Annotated in this window: 17 protein-coding genes; 9 read left to right on the plus strand and 8 right to left on the minus strand. The window is 69.0% G+C overall.

What is annotated here, in order from left to right; all coding sequences use genetic code 11:
- Nucleotides 1–61: 61 nt before the first annotated feature.
- On the plus strand, nucleotides 62–835 hold the full coding sequence (locus tag VM780_RS12805; protein ID WP_325447906.1) for a SprT family zinc-dependent metalloprotease: 774 nt from the start codon (nucleotides 62–64) through the stop codon (nucleotides 833–835).
- Here the strand turns inward: VM780_RS12805 and VM780_RS12810 are convergent.
- Complete coding sequence (locus VM780_RS12810) at nucleotides 826–1,161, minus strand: DUF167 domain-containing protein (protein ID WP_325447908.1); 336 nt, start codon at nucleotides 1,159–1,161, stop codon at nucleotides 826–828. The two genes, VM780_RS12805 and VM780_RS12810, sit on opposite strands and share 10 nt — an antisense overlap.
- A 101-nt stretch (nucleotides 1,162–1,262) precedes the next feature.
- Here VM780_RS12810 and VM780_RS12815 point away from each other — a divergent pair, with 101 nt between their 5' ends.
- Nucleotides 1,263–1,988, plus strand: a complete 726-nt coding sequence (locus VM780_RS12815; RefSeq protein WP_325447910.1) for a type 1 glutamine amidotransferase — start codon at nucleotides 1,263–1,265, stop codon at nucleotides 1,986–1,988.
- A gap of 9 nt (nucleotides 1,989–1,997) precedes the next feature.
- On the opposite strand, the gene VM780_RS12820 is transcribed toward VM780_RS12815, so the two are convergent.
- Complete coding sequence (locus VM780_RS12820) at nucleotides 1,998–2,990, minus strand: TraB/GumN family protein (RefSeq protein ID WP_325447912.1); 993 nt, start codon at nucleotides 2,988–2,990, stop codon at nucleotides 1,998–2,000.
- Nucleotides 2,991–3,112: 122 nt separating this feature from the next.
- Here VM780_RS12820 and VM780_RS12825 point away from each other — a divergent pair, with 122 nt between their 5' ends.
- Nucleotides 3,113–3,946: a molybdopterin-synthase adenylyltransferase MoeB gene (locus VM780_RS12825; protein ID WP_325447914.1), complete on the plus strand. Its 834-nt coding sequence runs from the start codon at nucleotides 3,113–3,115 to the stop codon at nucleotides 3,944–3,946.
- Here VM780_RS12825 and VM780_RS12830 read toward each other — a convergent pair.
- Both VM780_RS12830 and VM780_RS12835 read right to left on the minus strand, forming a co-directional pair.
- Entirely contained in the window at nucleotides 3,930–4,283 is a 354-nt protein-coding gene (locus VM780_RS12830) for a hypothetical protein (protein WP_325447916.1), read from the minus strand. The genes VM780_RS12825 and VM780_RS12830 overlap by 17 nt on opposite strands.
- Nucleotides 4,284–4,354: 71 nt before the next feature.
- Entirely contained in the window at nucleotides 4,355–5,350 is a 996-nt protein-coding gene (locus VM780_RS12835) for a D-glycerate dehydrogenase (RefSeq protein ID WP_325447917.1), read from the minus strand.
- 166 nt (nucleotides 5,351–5,516) lie between these two features.
- Between VM780_RS12835 and VM780_RS12840 the strand changes: the two genes are divergently transcribed.
- On the plus strand, nucleotides 5,517–6,080 hold the full coding sequence (locus VM780_RS12840; protein ID WP_414652830.1) for an SH3 domain-containing protein: 564 nt from the start codon (nucleotides 5,517–5,519) through the stop codon (nucleotides 6,078–6,080).
- Between the two features lie 68 nt (nucleotides 6,081–6,148).
- On the opposite strand, the gene irrA is transcribed toward VM780_RS12840, so the two are convergent.
- Nucleotides 6,149–6,643 carry an iron response transcriptional regulator IrrA gene (gene irrA, locus VM780_RS12845; protein WP_325447921.1) on the minus strand — a complete coding sequence of 165 codons (495 nt, stop codon included), beginning with the start codon at nucleotides 6,641–6,643 and terminating at the stop codon, nucleotides 6,149–6,151.
- A gap of 244 nt (nucleotides 6,644–6,887) precedes the next feature.
- Between irrA and fabA the strand changes: the two genes are divergently transcribed.
- From fabA to VM780_RS12865, 4 genes are all read left to right on the plus strand, one after another.
- The gene (gene fabA / locus VM780_RS12850; protein ID WP_325447923.1) at nucleotides 6,888–7,409 is read left to right on the plus strand and encodes a 3-hydroxyacyl-[acyl-carrier-protein] dehydratase FabA; all 522 of its coding nucleotides are present in this window, start codon (nucleotides 6,888–6,890) and stop codon (nucleotides 7,407–7,409) included.
- A gap of 61 nt (nucleotides 7,410–7,470) precedes the next feature.
- Entirely contained in the window at nucleotides 7,471–8,682 is a 1,212-nt protein-coding gene (gene fabB, locus VM780_RS12855) for a beta-ketoacyl-ACP synthase I (RefSeq protein WP_325447925.1), read from the plus strand.
- A gap of 153 nt (nucleotides 8,683–8,835) precedes the next feature.
- Nucleotides 8,836–9,663: an enoyl-ACP reductase FabI gene (gene fabI, locus VM780_RS12860; protein WP_325447926.1), complete on the plus strand. Its 828-nt coding sequence runs from the start codon at nucleotides 8,836–8,838 to the stop codon at nucleotides 9,661–9,663.
- A gap of 53 nt (nucleotides 9,664–9,716) precedes the next feature.
- On the plus strand, nucleotides 9,717–10,982 hold the full coding sequence (locus VM780_RS12865) for a hypothetical protein (protein WP_325447928.1): 1,266 nt from the start codon (nucleotides 9,717–9,719) through the stop codon (nucleotides 10,980–10,982).
- Nucleotides 10,983–11,146: 164 nt separating this feature from the next.
- Here VM780_RS12865 and VM780_RS12870 read toward each other — a convergent pair whose 3' ends face one another.
- Complete coding sequence (locus tag VM780_RS12870) at nucleotides 11,147–13,111, minus strand: acetoacetate--CoA ligase (RefSeq protein ID WP_325447930.1); 1,965 nt, start codon at nucleotides 13,109–13,111, stop codon at nucleotides 11,147–11,149.
- Between the two features lie 141 nt (nucleotides 13,112–13,252).
- Between VM780_RS12870 and VM780_RS12875 the strand changes: the two genes are divergently transcribed.
- Nucleotides 13,253–14,956: an AsmA family protein gene (locus VM780_RS12875; RefSeq protein WP_325447932.1), complete on the plus strand. Its 1,704-nt coding sequence runs from the start codon at nucleotides 13,253–13,255 to the stop codon at nucleotides 14,954–14,956.
- A 3-nt stretch (nucleotides 14,957–14,959) separates the two neighbouring features.
- Here the strand turns inward: VM780_RS12875 and VM780_RS12880 are convergent, their stop codons facing one another.
- Both VM780_RS12880 and VM780_RS12885 read right to left on the minus strand, forming a co-directional pair.
- Nucleotides 14,960–15,781, minus strand: coding sequence for an ABC transporter permease subunit (locus VM780_RS12880; RefSeq protein WP_325447934.1), 822 nt, complete (start codon nucleotides 15,779–15,781; stop codon nucleotides 14,960–14,962).
- On the minus strand, nucleotides 15,778–16,761 hold the full coding sequence (locus VM780_RS12885) for an ABC transporter permease (RefSeq protein WP_325447936.1): 984 nt from the start codon (nucleotides 16,759–16,761) through the stop codon (nucleotides 15,778–15,780). The genes VM780_RS12880 and VM780_RS12885 overlap by 4 nt, the downstream gene beginning before the upstream one ends.
- Between the last annotated feature and the right edge of the window lie 10 nt (nucleotides 16,762–16,771).

Below are 16,771 nucleotides of genomic sequence, written 5' to 3' on the forward strand. Positions count from 1 at the left end.
AATCGGCGCGGGTAAAGTCGGCGCGTGCCGATTCGGCCCTTCGTCTGCGAGCCGCCGCTGGATGTCGCTGTTCCGCGCCCTCAGGGGCCTGCCATTCAAGACACGCCCCGACGCGCGGCTTCGAGAAGACGCGCTGTTCGTCAGCACGGGGCTCGGCCATGTGCCGATCACGGTGCGCCGCAGCAGCCAGGCGCGCCGCATGACGCTGCGGGTGCGCGCCGCGACGCGTGACGTGACGCTGACGCTGCCGCCCGGCGCATCCTTCGCGGGCGCGCGCGACTTCATCGAACGGCACGTAACCTGGATCGAGCACCGGCTGGCGCGCCTGCCGGAGCGAATTCCGTTCGAACCCGGCGAGACCATCCCGTTGCGCGGCGTCGGCCACCGCATCGTGCTGCGCGAAGGGTTTCGCGGCGTCGTGCGGGTCGAGCCGGGGCTGCGGGGCGAAGGCCCGATCCTGGTCGTGCACGGCGCGCCCGAGCATGCGCCGCGCCGCATCGCCGATTTTCTGAAGCGCGAGGCGCGCGACGACCTCGCCGCCGCCGTCGCGCGCCATGCCGCGACCCTCGGCGTCACGGTCGGCCGCATCGCGATCCGCGATACGACCAGCCGCTGGGGCTCATGCTCGGTCGCCGGCGACCTCGCCTTCTCGTGGCGGCTCATCCTCGCGCCCACGCATGTGCTCGACTATCTGGCCGCGCATGAAGTCGCCCATCGCCGCGAGATGAACCACAGCCCGCGCTATTGGGCGCATGTCGCCCGGCTCGCGCCCGACTACGACCGCTCGGAGAGCTGGCTCAAGGCGCATGGCGCCGCGCTGCATCGCTATGGTTGAGCAAGTTCGTTGAGCCAGCGGCGCAGCCGCTCGACCGTCTCGGCATGGGCGGCGAACTCCACGGTTTTCAGCCGGGAGCTCTCGCCCGAGGCGATCGCCACATCCGATTTCCGCAACCCGAGCGCGCGCGCAAGGAACGCCGTGAGAGCGGCGTTCGCAGCGCATTCGACCGGCGGCGCCGTCAGTCGCACAGGAACGAAGGCGCGGCCGTCGGCGTCGATCGCGACGGCGCCGGCCGCTTCCCGACTCGCTCGCGGCGTGACCCTGACGCGCAGTCGGATGCGGGCGTCGCGCTCGACGAAGGGACGGAGCCCGGCGTCGCTCACGGGGCGATCATGGATGCGGCGAAGCGGCTCATCGCGGAGCGGCGCCTTCTTTTTCGCAGCGGAGCCGGGCTAACTCGGCCGGCGGCATCCCGGAGAAGACCATGCGCATTCTTGTCCTGCAGCATCTCGACGTCGAGCATCCTGGCTCCTTCCGGGAGATCTGGGACGAAAAGGGCCATGAGCGCGTGGCGGTCGAGCTTGATGCGGGCGAGCCGATTCCGGAGCTCGAAGCGTTCGACATGCTGGCCGTGATGGGCGGCCCGATGGATGTCTGGGAGGAGGACGACCATCCTTGGCTCAAGGCCGAGAAGGCGGCGATCCGGCGCTGGGTGCGCGAGCTCGGCAGGCCCTATCTCGGCATTTGCCTCGGCCATCAGTTGCTCGCCGAGGCGCTCGGCGGCCGCGTCGCCCGGATGGCCGCGCCGGAGGTCGGGCTGTCCCGCGTCGCATTGACCGCCGCCGGGCGCGCCGACCCGCTGTTTGCGGGCTTCGGACCTGAGCTGGACGTGTTCCAGTGGCATGGCTGCGAGGTGGCCGAGCTTCCCGAGGGCGCAGTCTCGCTCGCGCGCAGCGACGCCTCGGCCGTTCAGGCGATGCGCTGGGGCCGCTGCGCCTACGGCTTCCAGTTCCATCCGGAAATCGTCGAGGAAACGATCGCCGACTGGAAGCGCATTCCGGAATACTGGGCGAGCCTGGTGAAGACGCTCGGTCCCGACGGCGCCGAGAGGCTCGCGGGCGCCGTCATGCCCAGGCTGCCGGCCTTTCGGGAGACGGCGCAGCGCCTCGACGACAATCTCTCCGCCGCGCTGGTCGAAGCTGCCGCGTGACGGCCGCCGTCACCAGACAAGAGTGACCTCATAGCCCTGCTGGCGGAGCAGCTCCACCAGCCCCTTGGGGCCGGGCAGATGCAGGGCGCCCACGGCGATCAGCACGCCGCCCTTGTCGATCAGCGGCCTGGAGCGCTCCGCCATCAACCGGTTGCGGCGGTCGACGACCTCGTCGACGAAATCCGCATAGGACGACAGCTCGACGCCCTCGCCGAACAGGTCCTCCTTCATCGCGTAGTACCAGCCGACGCGGCGGGCGCGGTAGAGCGCGAGCGTCGTGGCCTGAATGTCGTCGCTCGAGGTCGGCTTCGCGACGGAATCGCGGATCATCCGCCGCGCGGTGTCATCGGAGATCTTTGATACCGCGTCGAGCTGTTCGGTGACGGTCTCGAGGCCCACCACCTGTTTGCCGGCGTCGCGCGCCGTCTTCTCCACCGTGGCGTCGATGGTCGGCATCCCGTCGCCCATCTTCTTCAGCTCGCAGCTCGAAATGTCGAGCGTGATCGCGAGGAACCAGGGCTTCAGCATCGTCGCGACGGAGGCCGGCATGCCGGCTTCGCCGAGCCGTTTCTTAACGAGCTCGGCTTGATCGGGCGTGAGGCCCGCCAGCCCGCCGCCCGAGAGGTCCACGCCGTTCTGCGTGACATAGGCCACCATCTGGGCCTGCGCCGCCCCGCCATTGGCGTCGGCGAGTTCGACCGCCACCGTGCTGGCCTCCGCGAGCGCCGCCTTGACCGGCTCGCTGAGCGCAACCAGGTCCGCCTCGGTCGTGTGCATCGTGCCGAACAGGTAGGAGGGCGGAACGCCCTTGGCCTCGATGCGCCACAGCAACCCTTCGCCGTTCGGCACGGCGCGCGCGACCTGCTCGAACGCGGCGTATTTCTCGGGATGTTCGGCCTTCGCCTTGGCCACGAGATCGACGCCGCCGCAATTCGTCTGGGCGACGGCCGCGAAGGGAACCAGAAACAGCGCGAGGGCTGGCAGGAGACGGCGCGCGATCATTGTTCGGTGTCCGAGGAAGGCGGCCGAGCAAAGCACAAAGAGGCGCCGGTCCGGTTAATCGGACCGCGGAAAGCGAGGTCGGAACGGCTTGCGCGCGGCGCCCGGCCTCCTATGGTGCGGCCATGCCGCTTTCCCCTGAAGAAGTCGAACGCTACGCCCGCCACATCGTGCTGCGGGAGGTCGGCGGGCCGGGCCAGCAGAAGCTGAAGGCCGCGCGCGTGCTCGTGGTCGGCGCCGGGGGCCTCGGATCTCCTCTGATCCTTTACCTCGCAGCCGCGGGCGTCGGGACGATCGGCGTGGTCGATGACGATGAGGTGTCGCTCTCCAACCTTCAGCGGCAGGTGATGCATGCGACGTCGGACGTCGGGCGGCCGAAGACGCAGTCCGCCGCGCAGGCCGTGGAGCGGATCAACCCGCATGTGGCGGTCGAGGCGCATTCCTTCCGGCTCGACGCCGCAAACGCGCTCGAGCTGATCTCATCCTACGACCTTGTCGCAGACGGCTCCGACTCCTTCGCGACGCGCTATCTCGTGGCCGACGCCTGCGCGCTGGCGAAGCGGCCCCTCGTGACCGCGTCGCTCGGGACCTTCGATGGCGCGCTCACCACCATCCGAGCCCATGAGACGCGGCCGGACGGAGCGCCGAACCCGACCTGGCGCTGCCTGTTCCCCGAGGCGCCGCCGCCCGGGACCGTACCGGCCTGCGCCGAGGCCGGCGTGCTCGGCGCTCTCGCGGGCCTGATGGGCTCCATGATGGCGATCGAGGTCGTCCGGGAGATCGTCGGCTTCGGCGAAGGCCTGGTGGGCCGCCTGCTGGTCGTCGACGCGCTGTCGATGCGGCTCGAGACGCTGAGCTACGAGTGGGATCCCGAGAACCCGGTGACCGGCCGGAGCCCGACGATCACCGATCTGTCGATCCACGCCGTCGCGGCCGAGCCGCTCAGCGCGTCCAGGTGAAGGCGCCGCCTGAGCGCCGCACCACGCGCAGCGATCCATCGGCGTTCTTCAGCGCGAGGTAGCAGGAGTCCCGCTTCGCCTCGCCGAGCCGCATGCAGAAGCCGTCGTCGTCGAGCCGCCACGTTCCCTGCCGCGCGGCGCCCGCGCGGCCTCCGGTGCGGGTGATCTTGCCGTCGGGCGAGAACGTCATCTCGGCCTTGCCGCCGCGCGGCCCGGTCGTCGAGATCGTCTTGCCGTCGAACCAGGAGGCTTGCAGGTCCTTGGGCGAAACAAGCTCCGCGGCCGTGACGGGGCCAGCGGCGAGAAGAAGCACGAGACCGACAAGCTGACTGCGCATCGAAGCCACCTGTTCCTGCATTGTTCCTCAGAACAGAACAGGACTCCGGGGCCGAGTCAATCGGCCGCCGCTCAGAGCATCGAGGGCAGCACCCGGTCCGGCGGGCGGTGACCGTCCATGAAGGTCTTGATGTTCACGATGACCTTCTCGCCCATGTCGATACGGCCCTCGATCGTGGCGGAGCCGAGATGCGGGAGCAGCACCACCTTGTTCTGCCGCGCGAGCTTGACGAGCTTCGGGTTCACGGCGGGCTCGTTCTCGAACACGTCGAGCGCCGCGCCGGCGATCTCGCCAGACTCGAGCATCCGGGCGAGCGCCGTCTCGTCCACCACCTCGCCGCGCGCGGTGTTGACCACATAGGCGTCGCGCTTCAGCAGCTTCAACCGGCGCGCGGACAGCAGATGGTAGGTCGCCGGGGTGTGCGGACAGTTGATCGAGATGATGTCCATGCGGGCCAGCATCTGATCGAGGCTTTCCCAGTAGGTCGCCTCAAGCTGGTCCTCGACGGTGGCGGGCAGCCTGCGCCGGTTGTGGTAGTGGATCGAGAGGCCGAAAGCGCGGGCCCTGCGGGCGACCGCCTGACCGATCCGGCCCATGCCGACGATGCCGAGGCGCTTGCCCCAGATGCGGCGGCCGAGCATCCACATCGGCGACCAGCCGGTCCATTCATGTTCGTCCGGCACCACGCGGGCGCCCTCCGCGATCCGACGCGGACCGGCGAGGATGAGGCCCATCGTCATGTCGGCGGTGTCCTCGGTGAGGACGCCGGGCGTGTTGGTGACTGTGATGCCGCGATTGTTCGCGGTCTGGACGTCGATGTTGTCGACGCCGTTGCCGAAGTTCGCGATCAGCCGGAGGTTCTCGCCCGCGTGGGCGAGCAGCGCGGCATCGATCCGGTCGGTCACGGTCGGCACCAGCACGTCGGCCTCGCGGACCGCCTGAACGAGATCTTCAGACGTGAAGGGGCGGTCGTCGTGATTGAGCCGGGCGTCGAACAGTTCGCGCATCCGCGTCTCGATCACGTCCGGCAGACGGCGCGTCACGACGACGAGCGGGCGCTTCTTCATAGCCGGCGGACCTTTCTGGCGGCTCGGGCTTACGGTTAATCCCTCATCAATGCTGACGAAGGATGCTCGCTCAGAGCGATGGCCGCATGCGGCCGGAAGGGCCGTCTCTAGCAGACGAGGCCCGGAACGCAATATGGCGACGAAAGGCGGAGCGCTGCGGTTGATGATGAAATCTGTTTTCCGGCCCGCCGCCGGACTGCTCGCAGCCGCGATCTCGACCCTCGCAATGCTGTCCGCCGCCCGCGTTCCGGCCATGGCTCAAGCGGCGCATGAGGGCGCGGCCGGCGTCATGATCGGACCGGTGTCGGGCCTGCCGGTGCCGCGCTTCGTCAGCCTGAAGGCCAGCAAGGCCTACGTCCGCCGCGGGCCGACCAAGGATCACCCGGTGGCCTATATCTACCGCCGCGCGGGCGAACCGGTCGAAATCACCGCCGAATATGACAACTGGCGGCGCATCCGGGATTCGGAGGGCGCCGAGGGCTGGGTCTGGCACAGCCTGCTGTCGGGACGGCGGACGGCGCTGGTCGCGCCCTGGTCGAAGGACGCCGCGCTTCCGATCCATGTCAGCGCCGGCGGAGATTCGCGCACCAGCGCCCGGCTGGAGCCGAAGGTTCTGGTCGAGGTGCGCCGCTGCGACGGCTCCTGGTGTCGCGTCGAGGGCGACGGTTTCGACGGCTGGATCGAGCAGGAGCGGCTCTGGGGCGTGTATCCGGGCGAGCGATTCGACTGACAAACGCGAACGGCCGCCGCGAGACCGCGGCGGCCGTTCGAAAACTGTTCGGCTCAGAAGAGCCTGGGTCAGGCGGATTTGCGACGCAGCCGCACGACCACGTCGACGCGCGCGATCTCCATGCCCTCGGGGATCTCCGGCATCCGGTCGACCGAAACGCTCGAGCCCGGAATGTCCATCAGGCGGTTGTCGTCCTCGACCAGGAAGTGGTGATGGTCGCTGACATTGGTGTCGAACCAGGTCTTTGAACCGTCGACCGCGAGCTCGCGCAGCAGGCCGACTTCGGTGAACTGGTGCAGCGTGTTGTAAACGGTGGCGAGCGAGACCGGGACGCGGGCGCGCATCGCCTCCTCGTGCAGGATTTCAGCCGTCACGTGCCGGTCGCCCTTGGCGTAGAGCAGCCGTCCGAGCGCGATGCGCTGGCGCGTCGGCCGCAGCCCGGAATCGCGCAGCAGCCCGCCGACATCGCGGGCGACGCACAAAGCGGGCCGCAGGCCGCAATCGACCGGTCGGTCGGCGGCGGGCGCGGAGGATGCGGCGGCGGTGGTCGGCAGCTCGGCCATCGTCGGTCTCACGTCGTACCTTGCAAACTGAAGCCCGAACGCCTTGAGCGCCGGACGCGAAGAAGTGGGCCAGGAACCGCCTGAACCTGTGGAGAAAGATACAATTTCACGACGGCCGGGGCAACCGCCTGTCTCGCCGGAACGCTTCACGCCTCTCCGGCATGTGTGCTAGGAGGGCGCGCGACGGGCGGAGACCCGCGCCGGGAGGATGGCGACGGTCGCCGCAAGGAGATTGAAAGGCTACATGAAAGAGCGGCGGACAAGCTACGATTACGAGGACTTGCTCGCCTGCGGGCGCGGCGAGTTGTTCGGGCAGGGCAATGCGCAGCTGCCCCTGCCGCCGATGCTGATGTTCGATCGCATCTCCGAGATTTCCGAGACCGGCGGCCCCGCCGACAAGGGTTTCGTCCGCGCCGAGCTCGACGTGAAGCCGGACCTCTGGTTCTTCGAATGCCACTTCAAGGGCGATCCGGTCATGCCGGGCTGCCTCGGGCTCGACGCGCTGTGGCAGATGACCGGGTTCTTCCTCGGCTGGATCGGCGGCGAGGGTCGCGGCCGCGCGCTCGGGACCGGCGAGATCAAGTTCACCGGCCAGGTGTTGCCGAGCGTGAAGAAGGTCGTCTACGGCGTGGACTTCAAACGCGTCGTGCGCGGCCGGCTGGTGCTCGGCATCGCCGACGGCTGGCTGCAGGCCGACGGCGAGACCATCTATCAGGCCAAGGACCTGAAGGTCGGCCTGTTCAAGGCCGGCGCCGCGCCCGGCTGAGGCCGACAACATGTACTAACCGGCTCGCCATGCGCGAAGGCCGGCCCAAAGGAGGCTTCACGTGAAGCGCGTCGTCGTCACCGGCATGGGGATCGTGTCCTCGATCGGAAACTCGACCCAGGAGGTTCTGGCGTCGCTGCGGGAGGCGAAGTCCGGCGTCTCCTTCGCCGAGGAATACGCCCGGCTCGGCTTCCGCTGCCAGGTCGAGGGCGCGCCGACGCTCGACGCCAGCCAGGTGGTCGACCGGCGCGCCATGCGCTTCCACGCGGGCGGCACGGCCTGGAACCACGTCGCGATGGATCAGGCGATCCGCGATTCGGGGCTCGAGGAGAGCGACATCTCCAACGAGCGCACCGGCATCGTCATGGGCTCCGGCGGTCCGTCGACCAAGACCGTGGTGGAAGCCGCCGACATCGCGCGCGAAAAGGGCCCGAAGCGCATCGGACCGTTCGCGGTGCCGAAGGCGATGTCGTCGACCGCCTCCGCGACGCTCGCCACCTGGTTCAAGATCAAGGGCGTGAACTACTCGATCTCGTCGGCCTGCTCGACCTCGGCGCACTGCATCGGCAACGCCGCGGAGATCATCCAGCTCGGCAAGCAGGACGTGATGTTCGCCGGCGGCTGCGAAGAGCTGCACTGGACGCTGTCCGTGCTGTTCGACGCGATGGGCGCGATGTCGAGCCGCTTCAACGATCGCCCGGCGGTCGCAAGCCGCGCCTATGACAAGGACCGCGACGGCTTCGTCATCGCGGGCGGGGCCGGCGTGCTGGTGCTCGAGGAGCTGGAGCACGCCAAGGCGCGCGGCGCCAAGATCTACGCCGAGCTCACGGGCTATGGCGCGACCTCGGACGGCTACGACATGGTCGCGCCGTCCGGCGAAGGCGCGGTGCGTTGCATGAAGATGGCGCTGTCGACCGCCAGGAACCCGATCGACTACGTCAACCCGCACGCGACCTCGACCCCGGTCGGGGACCTCAAGGAGATCGAGGCGCTGCGCGCCGTGTTCGGGGACAAGTGCCCGCCGATCTCGGCGACGAAGTCGCTCACCGGCCACTCGCTCGGCGCCGCGGGCGTGCAGGAGGCGATCTATTCGCTGCTGATGATGCAGAACGGCTTCATGGCCGAGAGCGCGAACATCGAGGAGCTCGACCCGGCCTTCGCCGACATGCCGATCCTGCGCGAGCGCCGCGACGACGTGCGGCTCGACGCCGTGATGTCGAACTCCTTCGGCTTCGGCGGCACCAACGCGACGCTGGTGTTCGAGCGGGTGTGACGGGCCCGTTCGCAGAACGTCATCCCGGGCGGCTCTAGGCCGACCCGGGATCGTCTTCAGATGAGCCGCCGGATCCGGAGAACGATCCCGGCTCTCCGCTTCGCTTCGGCCGGGATGACGCGGGTTGTCTCCGGCGAAACCACGGGGGACCCCATGGTCGCCGGACTTCTTTCAGACAAGCGCGCGCTCGTCATGGGCGTCGCGAACGACCACTCGATCGCCTGGGGCGTCGCCAAGGCGCTGAGCCAGGCGGGCGCCGAGATCGCCTTCACCTATCAGGGCGAGGCGCTGGGCAAGCGCGTCCGGCCGCTCGCCGCGAGCCTCGGCTCCGACCTCGTGCTGCCCTGCGACGTCGAGGATCTGGACTCTGTCGACGCCGTGTTCGCCGCTCTCAAGGAACGCTGGGGCGGGATCGACATCCTGGTCCACGCGATCGGCTTTTCGAACAAGAACGAGCTCAAGGGCCGCTACGCCGACACGACGCGCGAGAACTTCTCGCGCACCATGGTGATCTCCGCCTTCTCCTTCACAGAACTCGCCAAGCGCGCCGCCGAGATCATGCCGGCCGGCGGCTCGATGCTGACGCTGACCTATGGCGGCGCGACGCGCGTGATGCCGAACTACAACGTGATGGGCGTCGCCAAGGCCGCGCTCGAGGCGAGCGTGCGCTACCTGGCTGCGGATTACGGGCCGCAGGGCATCCGGGTGAACGCGATCTCCGCCGGGCCGGTCCGGACGCTCGCGGGCGCGGGCATCGCCGACGCGCGGCTGATGTACGACTTCCAGCGCCGCCATTCGCCGCTGCGCCGTCCGATCACGATCGAGGACGTCGGCGGCGCGGCGCTTTATCTGCTCTCCCCGCTCTCGGCCGGCGTCACCGGCGAGATTCATTTCGTCGACGCCGGCTACAACATCATCTCGATGCCCAACCCTGCGGCGCTGAAGACCATCGACGCTGCGGAGACGAAAGCCGAGGACTGACGTCGCACCGCGATCATGTCCCGGCGCCGGGCCTGCGCGGAGGTTCCCCGACAATGACGGACGGCGTTCCGGGTCCAGACTTCGTCGCCGCGCGGACCGACAAGTACTTCGCCAAGACCGCCGAGATCGTCGCGGCCCATGGCGACGCGCGGGCGACCTATGCGGTCTTCCTGCGCGCCGACGTGGTCGTGGCGGCCGACCGGGCGGTCGAGTTCCTGCGAAAAGTCTATCCGGCGGACGCCCGGATTCCGCTCGAGGTCACGCGGGTCGCGCCTGAGGGCGCGACGCTGACGGCCGGGCTGCCGATGCTCTACGTCACGGGATCGCTCGCCGCGCTGTCGCCGATCGAGACGCTGCTGCTGCAGCGCATCGGCTTTCCCTGCGTGGCCGCGCACAACGCGTTCTCGATGTGCGTCGCGCTGCCGAACGCCGCGTTCATCGCCATGGAGGCGCGCCACACGACCGGCGACGACATGCATCTCGCCTGCTCCTATGGCGCTGCGGTCGGGTCGCGCGCAGCGCAGCTGGCGGGCGCCAAGGGCTTCGTCGGGACCTCGACCGACATCGCCGCGTCTCTGTTCGGAACCCCGCGCGGGCTCGGCACCATGCCGCATTCGCTGATCGGCTACGCCAAGGCCCGGATGCTTGCACAAGGCCGCGATCCCGAGGCGGAGAGCGCGACGCTGGAGGCGGCGAAGCTCTACGCCGCGCAGTTCCCGGACGAGGAGAGCTACACGGTTCTCAACGACTATGACGGCCGCGAAGTCTCGGACGCGCTCGCCGTGTGCCGCTGGTTTTATGGCCCGGACGGCCCCGCTCGCGCGGGAAAGCGGCTCGCCTTCCGGCTCGACACCCATGGCGGCCGGTATCTCGAAGGGCTCGACTGGGAGGAGAGCGTCCGGACGCTTCTCTCATGGACAGACTGCAAGACGCCGGGGGAGATCGCCCGACGCGCGCTCGCCGGCTCCGAACTCGAAGAAGTCGGCGGCATGTCGGCCGACGAGGTGCGCGACAAGCTCCTGTTCGGCACCGGCGTCACCGCCGCCGCGGCTGTCCACTTTCGCAAGGCGCTGGACGCGGCGGGATTCGACGAAGCGCAGATCGTGGTCTCGTCCGGCTTCGACACGCTGAAGTGTCGCGTCTTCGGCAATCTGTCGGTCCCGATCGACGTGGTCGGCACCGGCTCCTTCCTGCCGTCGCGCCTCAGCCGCACCTACGCCACCGCCGACATCGTCCGTTACGAGCTGCCGGACGGAAGCGGCGGCTGGAAGGCGTTCGATCTGGTGAAGGCCGGGCGCGAGTTCTTGAAGCTGGCGTGAGGCGCGTCGGCAGGCGCCCGAACCGCCGCCATGGTCCTCCGCCCCGACCGGAGGACCCATGTTCGACGTCGAGCGCGGGCTTCGAGATGGATGGTCCGGTCAAGCCGGACCATGACGGCCTGACCTGAGGACGCCCCGACCCGCCGCCAGGCGGCGCGTTTTCGTCAGTCCTGCAGCGCCTCGAGCTTCTCGAACAGCGCGAGCGCCTCGGGGTTCGCCAGCGCCTCCTTGTTCTTCACCGGCCGTCCGTGCACGACCTCGCGGACCGCGAGCTCGACGATCTTGCCGGACTTGGTGCGCGGGATGTCCGTGACCGCCACGATCTTCGCCGGCACATGGCGCGGCGACGCGCCTTCGCGGATCCGCGTCCGGATGCGCTTGGCGAGGTCTTCGTCGAGCGCGAACCCTTCCTTCAGCCTGACGAACAGCACGATCCGGACGTCGCCGTCGTAATCCTGGCCGATGCAGATCGCCTCGACGACCTCCTCCATCTTCTCGACCTGGGCGTAGATCTCCGCCGTGCCGATCCGCACGCCGCCGGGGTTCAGCGTGGCGTCGGAACGGCCGTGGATGATCATCCCGCCATGCGGCGTCCACTCGGCGAAGTCGCCATGCACCCAGACGTTGGGGAAGCGGTCAAAGTAGGCGGCGTGGTACTTGGCCCCATCAGGATCGTTCCAGAAGCCGATCGGCATGGTGGGGAACGGCTTCAGGCAGGCGAGCTCGCCCTTTCCGGAGGCCAGCGGCCGCCCGTCATCGTCGAGCGTCGCCATCGCGAGCCCGAGCCCCGGTCCCTGGATTTCGCCGCGCCACACCGGCTCGAGCGGATTGCCGAGCACGAAGCAGGAAACGATGTCGGTGCCGCCGGAGATCGAGGCGAGCTGGACGTCGCGTTTCACGGCGTCATAGACCCAGTCGAAGCTCGCGGCGGCGAGCGGCGAGCCGGTCGACGCCATCGCGCGCACGCTCGACAGGTCGTGCGTGTCGCGCGGCCTCAGGCCGTGCTTCTTCACGCCGTCGATCCACTTCGCCGACGTGCCGAAGAACGTCATCCGCTCCGCTTGCGCGAAATCGAACAGAACCGCAGGCGTCGGATGGAAGGGCGAGCCGTCATAGAGCAGCAGCGTCGCCTCCGCCGCGAGCCCGGCGACGAGCCAGTTCCACATCATCCAGCCGCAGGTCGTGAAGTAGAACACGCGGTCGCCCGGCCGGTTGTCGCAATGCAGCTTGTGCTCCTTGACGAGCTGCAGCAGCGCGCCGCCCGCGCAGTGCACGATGCATTTCGGCACGCCGGTCGTGCCGGAGGAGAACAGGATGAACAGCGGATGATCGAAGGGCAGTCGCCTGAACGTCGGAGCGCCCGGCTCGAAGCCGTCGAGGAAGCGCTCGAGGGAAACGGCGCCGCGCAGGCCGGCGGCGACCTCCTCGGCCTCGCCCAGATAGGGGACGACGACGGTGCGCTCGACAGTCGTCAGCGCGTCTACGATCGGCTTCAGCTTGGCGGCGATCTCGATCCGCTTGCCGGCGTACCAGTAGCCGTCGACCGTCACGAACACCTTCGGCTCGATCTGGCCGAAGCGGTCGAGCACGCCGCGTTCCCCGAAATCAGGCGAGCAGGACGACCAGATCGCGCCGAGGGAGGCCGCCGCGAGCATGAAGGCGATGGTCTCCGGCCGGTTCGGCATCATGGCCGCGACCCGGTCGCCCTCGCCGACGCCCGCGGCCGCGAGAGCCTGCTGGATGCGGGAGACCTGCGCTCGGAGCTCGTCCCAGCTCAGCCGCGCCTCGGCCTTGTCCTCGCCGCGGAACACGATCGCGTCGCCGGCGCCTGACTTGCGCAGCAGGTTTTCGGCGAAGTTCAGCCGCGCGTCGGGAAAGAACCGCGCGCCCGGCATGGCGTCGCCGTTCTCCAGAACGCGGTCGCCCTTGTGGCCGACGATGCGGCAGAAATCCCAGACCAGGTCCCAGAAGCCCTCGCGATCCTCGATCGACCAGGCGTGCAGGTCGCGAAACGTCCTGAGCGGCCGGCGCGCCCGCGCCGCGGCGCGGTCTGCGAAATCCGTCATCGCGCTCGCCGCGACGCGGGAGAGAGGCGGGATCCAGAGCGGCGCTTCGGCGTCAGTCGTCATGCGGAGCTCCCAGGCGGCCCGGCCGGCCGCGTGCATGCTTGCGAGAGGCGGCGGGCCGCCAAGCCAGTTTGAGCCTAATTCGTGCAGCGGTATAAGCGCGAGGCGTTAAACCGGCTCAATTATCGGAAGGACTGCAATTCGATGCGTCGCGTCGCCGCCATCGGCCTCGCGGCGGCTGCGGCCGCCCTTGTCGCGGCCGTCTGTCTTGGGATTGCGAGAGCGCCTTTCGCGGGCGCGGACGCAGCCATGCTGGCCGCGCTGCGCGATGCGTCCGGCCTCACGATCGAGGCCGAAGGCCGGCCCACCGTCACCCTGTTCCCGACGCCCCGCGTGACGCTTGACGGCGTCCGCATCTCAAGAGGCGGCGAGCCGGCGTTCGCCTCCGCACGACGGCTGACCGCCTCGCCGCGCATCTTCGCGCTGCTCGCCGGAAGGATCGAGGCCCGCGAGATCACGCTGATCGGGGCCGAGATCGCGCTCGACCGCGTGCCGCTTGGCGACTTCACCTCGGCGGCGCTCGCCGCCGGCGCGCGCCCCGGCGCCTATCCGTCGATCCGACTGGTGGACGCCCGCCTCGACTGGGGCGGCCGCAGCCTCGAGAAGGTCGACGCCGGACTGGTGTGGCCGAGCGCGGGACGCGCCCTGTCCGCCTCGGGCTTTGGCCTTCTGGGCGATCGCCGGATGCAGGCGGCTCTGGCGCTCACCGACCCATCTGCGCTGTCGCGCGGAGAAGCCTCGCCGTTCCGCGCGCGGATTGAAGGCGGCGGCGCCCTGCTGGTGTTCGACGGCGACGCCAGTCTCGCGCAGGGGCCGCGGCTCTCCGGCGATCTCAGCGCGCGCGCGACGTCGCTGCGCGAAACGCTGCGCTGGCTCGGCGCGCCGGCGCCGCGACGCAGTTCGCCGCTCACCGGCTTCTCGCTCACCGGCCGCGCGACCGCCGATCACGAAGGCTTCGCGATCTCGAACGCCGAACTGAACCTGGAGGGCGGCGCCTTCTTCGGCGTCGGCCGGCTGACGCTCGAAAACGGCAGGCCGAGCATCGAGGCGACGCTCGACACCGACCGGCTCAATCTCGATCCTTACGTCAACGGCATCGCGCCCGCGCTGCGCGATGACGGCGGCGGTTGGAACCCCAAGCCGATCGATCTGAAGCCGGTGACGGGCTACGATCTCGACCTGCGGCTTTCGGCCGATCAGGTCCGCCTCGGCGACCTTCGGCTCGGCGAGACGGCCGCGACGATCTCGGTCGCCGGCGACAGTCTCGACGTCGCGATCGGCGAGGCCGCGGCTTACGAGGGAAGCGTCGGCGGGCGAATCTCGCTTGGCCGCGATCGACAGGGCGCACGAGTCCGCGTCGAGGGCGCGCTGTCGGGGATCGACCTTCACGAGGCGCTGCGGCGGTTCGTCGACCCGCCCGTGCTGACCGGAACGCTCTCCGGCGAGCTCGCCGTCGAAGGCGCAGGCGCCTCGATGGCCGCCATCGTCGCAAGCCTGCAAGGCCGCGCCGAGGCCCATCTTACGGGCGGCAAGTTCAACGCCGGCGGGAAGGGCCGCGCCCTTACGCTCGCCGGCCTGCGCGGCGCCATGGCCGTGAGCGCCGCCCAGGCGACGATCTCGGTCGAACGCGGCGTCGCCTCCACGAGGGATCTGTCGATCGTCGGAGAGGACGCCACGCTCGCGCTTGCAGGCGACGCCCGGCTCGTCGAACGCGACCTGAAGCTCGAGGGCACGGTCCGGCCGCCGAACGGCCGGTGGGTCCTGCCGGTGCGGCTGGAAGGCGCCTTCGCCTCGCCGAAGCTCAGGCCGGCGCTGTCGGCCGGCGAGGCGCGCGCCTCCGGCAAATAGACTTCAGCGGCCGGCGGCGGCGGCGCGCTCCGCCTTCACGCGCTCGTTCTCCGCGCGTTTGGTGGCGATCGAGGCGATGATCACGCCGGTGGTCACAATCGCGATCAGGATGGTGCAGACCGCGTTGATCTCGGGCTTCACCCCGAGCCGCACCGACGAATAGATCCGCATCGGCAGCGTGGTCGCGCCCGGCCCAGTGGTGAATTGCGAGATCACCAGATCGTCGATCGAGAGCGTGAAGGCGAGCATCCAGCCCGAAACGATCGCCGGCAGGATGATCGGCAGGGTGATGACGAAAAACGTCTTCGCCGGCGGGCAGCCGAGATCGAGCGCAGCCTCCTCGAGGCTGCGGTCGAACGACACCAGGCGCGACTGCACCACCACTGCGACGAAGCACATCGAGAACGTGACGTGCGCGAGCATGAGGGTGAAGAAGCCGCGGTCGAGGCCGACGGCGACGAACAGCAGCAGCATCGAGAGCCCGGTGATCACCTCCGGCATCACGAGCGGCGCATAGACCATGCCGGAAAATAGCGTACGGCCGGCGAAGCGGCCCATGCGGACGAGCGTGATCGCCGCAAGCGTGCCGAGCACGGTCGCGAGCGTCGCCGAGATCAGCCCGACCCGGACCGTGACCCAGGCGGCCTCCAGAAGCTGCTCGTTGTGGAACAGCGAGACGTACCATCGGGTCGAGAACCCGCCCCACACCGTGACGAGCTGCGAGGCGTTGAACGAATAGACCACCAACAGGACAATCGGCAGGTAGAGGAACGCGAAGCCGAAGGTCAGGGCGACCAGGTTGACCGAGGAGAGGCCCTTTCTCATGCCTTGCCCTCGAGTTCCTTGGCCTGAAGGTTGTTGTAGATCGCGATCGGGACGACGAGCACGAGCAGCAGAAGCACGGCGATCGCGGACGACACCGGCCAGTCGCGGTTCAGGAAGAACTCGTTGTAGAGCGTCTTGCCGATCATCAGCGTCTCGGAGCCGCCGAGCAGATCGGGGATCACGAATTCGCCGACCGCGGGGATGAACACCAGGAAGCAGCCGGCGACGACGCCCGGCAGCGAGAGCGGAAAGGTGATCTGCCAGAACGCCTTCCAGGGCGGCGAGCCGAGATCCGCGGCGGCTTCGAGCAGCGTGTCGTCGAGCTTCTCGAGGCTCGAATAGAGCGGCAGCACCATGAACGGCAGGTAGGAATAGACGATGCCGATATAGACCGCCGTCTCGGTGTTCATGATGTAGAGCGGCTCGCGGATCACGCCGGCCCACATCAGGAAGGCGTTGAGCAGCCCGTCCGGATTGAGGATGCCGATCCAGGCGTAGACGCGGATCAGCAGCGACGTCCAGAACGGCAGGATCACGGCCATCAGCAGCGTCGGCCGGATGTTCTTCGGCGCCCGCGCCATGCCGTAGGCCATCGGGTAGGCGATCGCGAGCGTCAGCAGCGTCGAGATTGTAGCGATCTTCAGGCTCGACAGATAGGAGGCGACGTAGAGCTCGTCCTCGAACAGGATCGAGTAGTTCTCCAGATCGAGCTGCGACACGAAGTCGACCAGCCCCTGCCAGCCGGCCGAGAGATCAAGCAGCGGCTCGTAAGGCGGCTGCGCGATGGTGGTCTGCGACAGCGAGATCTTCAGGACGATCGCGAACGGCGCGAGGAACAGCGCCAGCAGCCAGAGATACGGCACGGCGATCAGCAGCCAGCGCTTCCAGCGCCCCGCGTCGGCCGGCCCGGCGGCGGTCTCGGGCGAGGCCGCGGCGATCGCCCGCGGCGCCTCGGGGTCGGGCGTGAGAACGTCGGTCATGGGGCGATCA

The sequence above is a fragment of the Hansschlegelia sp. genome, assembly GCF_035538955.1.
Lineage (GTDB): Bacteria > Pseudomonadota > Alphaproteobacteria > Rhizobiales > Methylopilaceae > Methylopila.

Coding starts and splice junctions, on each gene's coding strand:
- VM780_RS12825 (WP_325447914.1), top strand. CDS start 3,113: ATGCCGCTTTCCCCTGAAGAAGTCGAACGCTACGCCCGCCACATCGTG.
- VM780_RS12830 (WP_325447916.1), bottom strand. CDS start 4,283: ATGCGCAGTCAGCTTGTCGGTCTCGTGCTTCTTCTCGCCGCTGGCCCC.
- fabA (WP_325447923.1), top strand. CDS start 6,888: ATGAAAGAGCGGCGGACAAGCTACGATTACGAGGACTTGCTCGCCTGC.
- VM780_RS12820 (WP_325447912.1), bottom strand. CDS start 2,990: ATGATCGCGCGCCGTCTCCTGCCAGCCCTCGCGCTGTTTCTGGTTCCC.
- VM780_RS12880 (WP_325447934.1), bottom strand. CDS start 15,781: ATGAGAAAGGGCCTCTCCTCGGTCAACCTGGTCGCCCTGACCTTCGGC.
- VM780_RS12870 (WP_325447930.1), bottom strand. CDS start 13,111: ATGACGACTGACGCCGAAGCGCCGCTCTGGATCCCGCCTCTCTCCCGC.
- irrA (WP_325447921.1), bottom strand. CDS start 6,643: ATGGCCGAGCTGCCGACCACCGCCGCCGCATCCTCCGCGCCCGCCGCC.
- fabI (WP_325447926.1), top strand. CDS start 8,836: ATGGTCGCCGGACTTCTTTCAGACAAGCGCGCGCTCGTCATGGGCGTC.
- VM780_RS12885 (WP_325447936.1), bottom strand. CDS start 16,761: ATGACCGACGTTCTCACGCCCGACCCCGAGGCGCCGCGGGCGATCGCC.
- VM780_RS12840 (WP_414652830.1), top strand. CDS start 5,517: ATGAAATCTGTTTTCCGGCCCGCCGCCGGACTGCTCGCAGCCGCGATC.
- VM780_RS12815 (WP_325447910.1), top strand. CDS start 1,263: ATGCGCATTCTTGTCCTGCAGCATCTCGACGTCGAGCATCCTGGCTCC.
- VM780_RS12835 (WP_325447917.1), bottom strand. CDS start 5,350: ATGAAGAAGCGCCCGCTCGTCGTCGTGACGCGCCGTCTGCCGGACGTG.
- VM780_RS12875 (WP_325447932.1), top strand. CDS start 13,253: ATGCGTCGCGTCGCCGCCATCGGCCTCGCGGCGGCTGCGGCCGCCCTT.
- VM780_RS12805 (WP_325447906.1), top strand. CDS start 62: ATGTCGCTGTTCCGCGCCCTCAGGGGCCTGCCATTCAAGACACGCCCC.
- VM780_RS12865 (WP_325447928.1), top strand. CDS start 9,717: ATGACGGACGGCGTTCCGGGTCCAGACTTCGTCGCCGCGCGGACCGAC.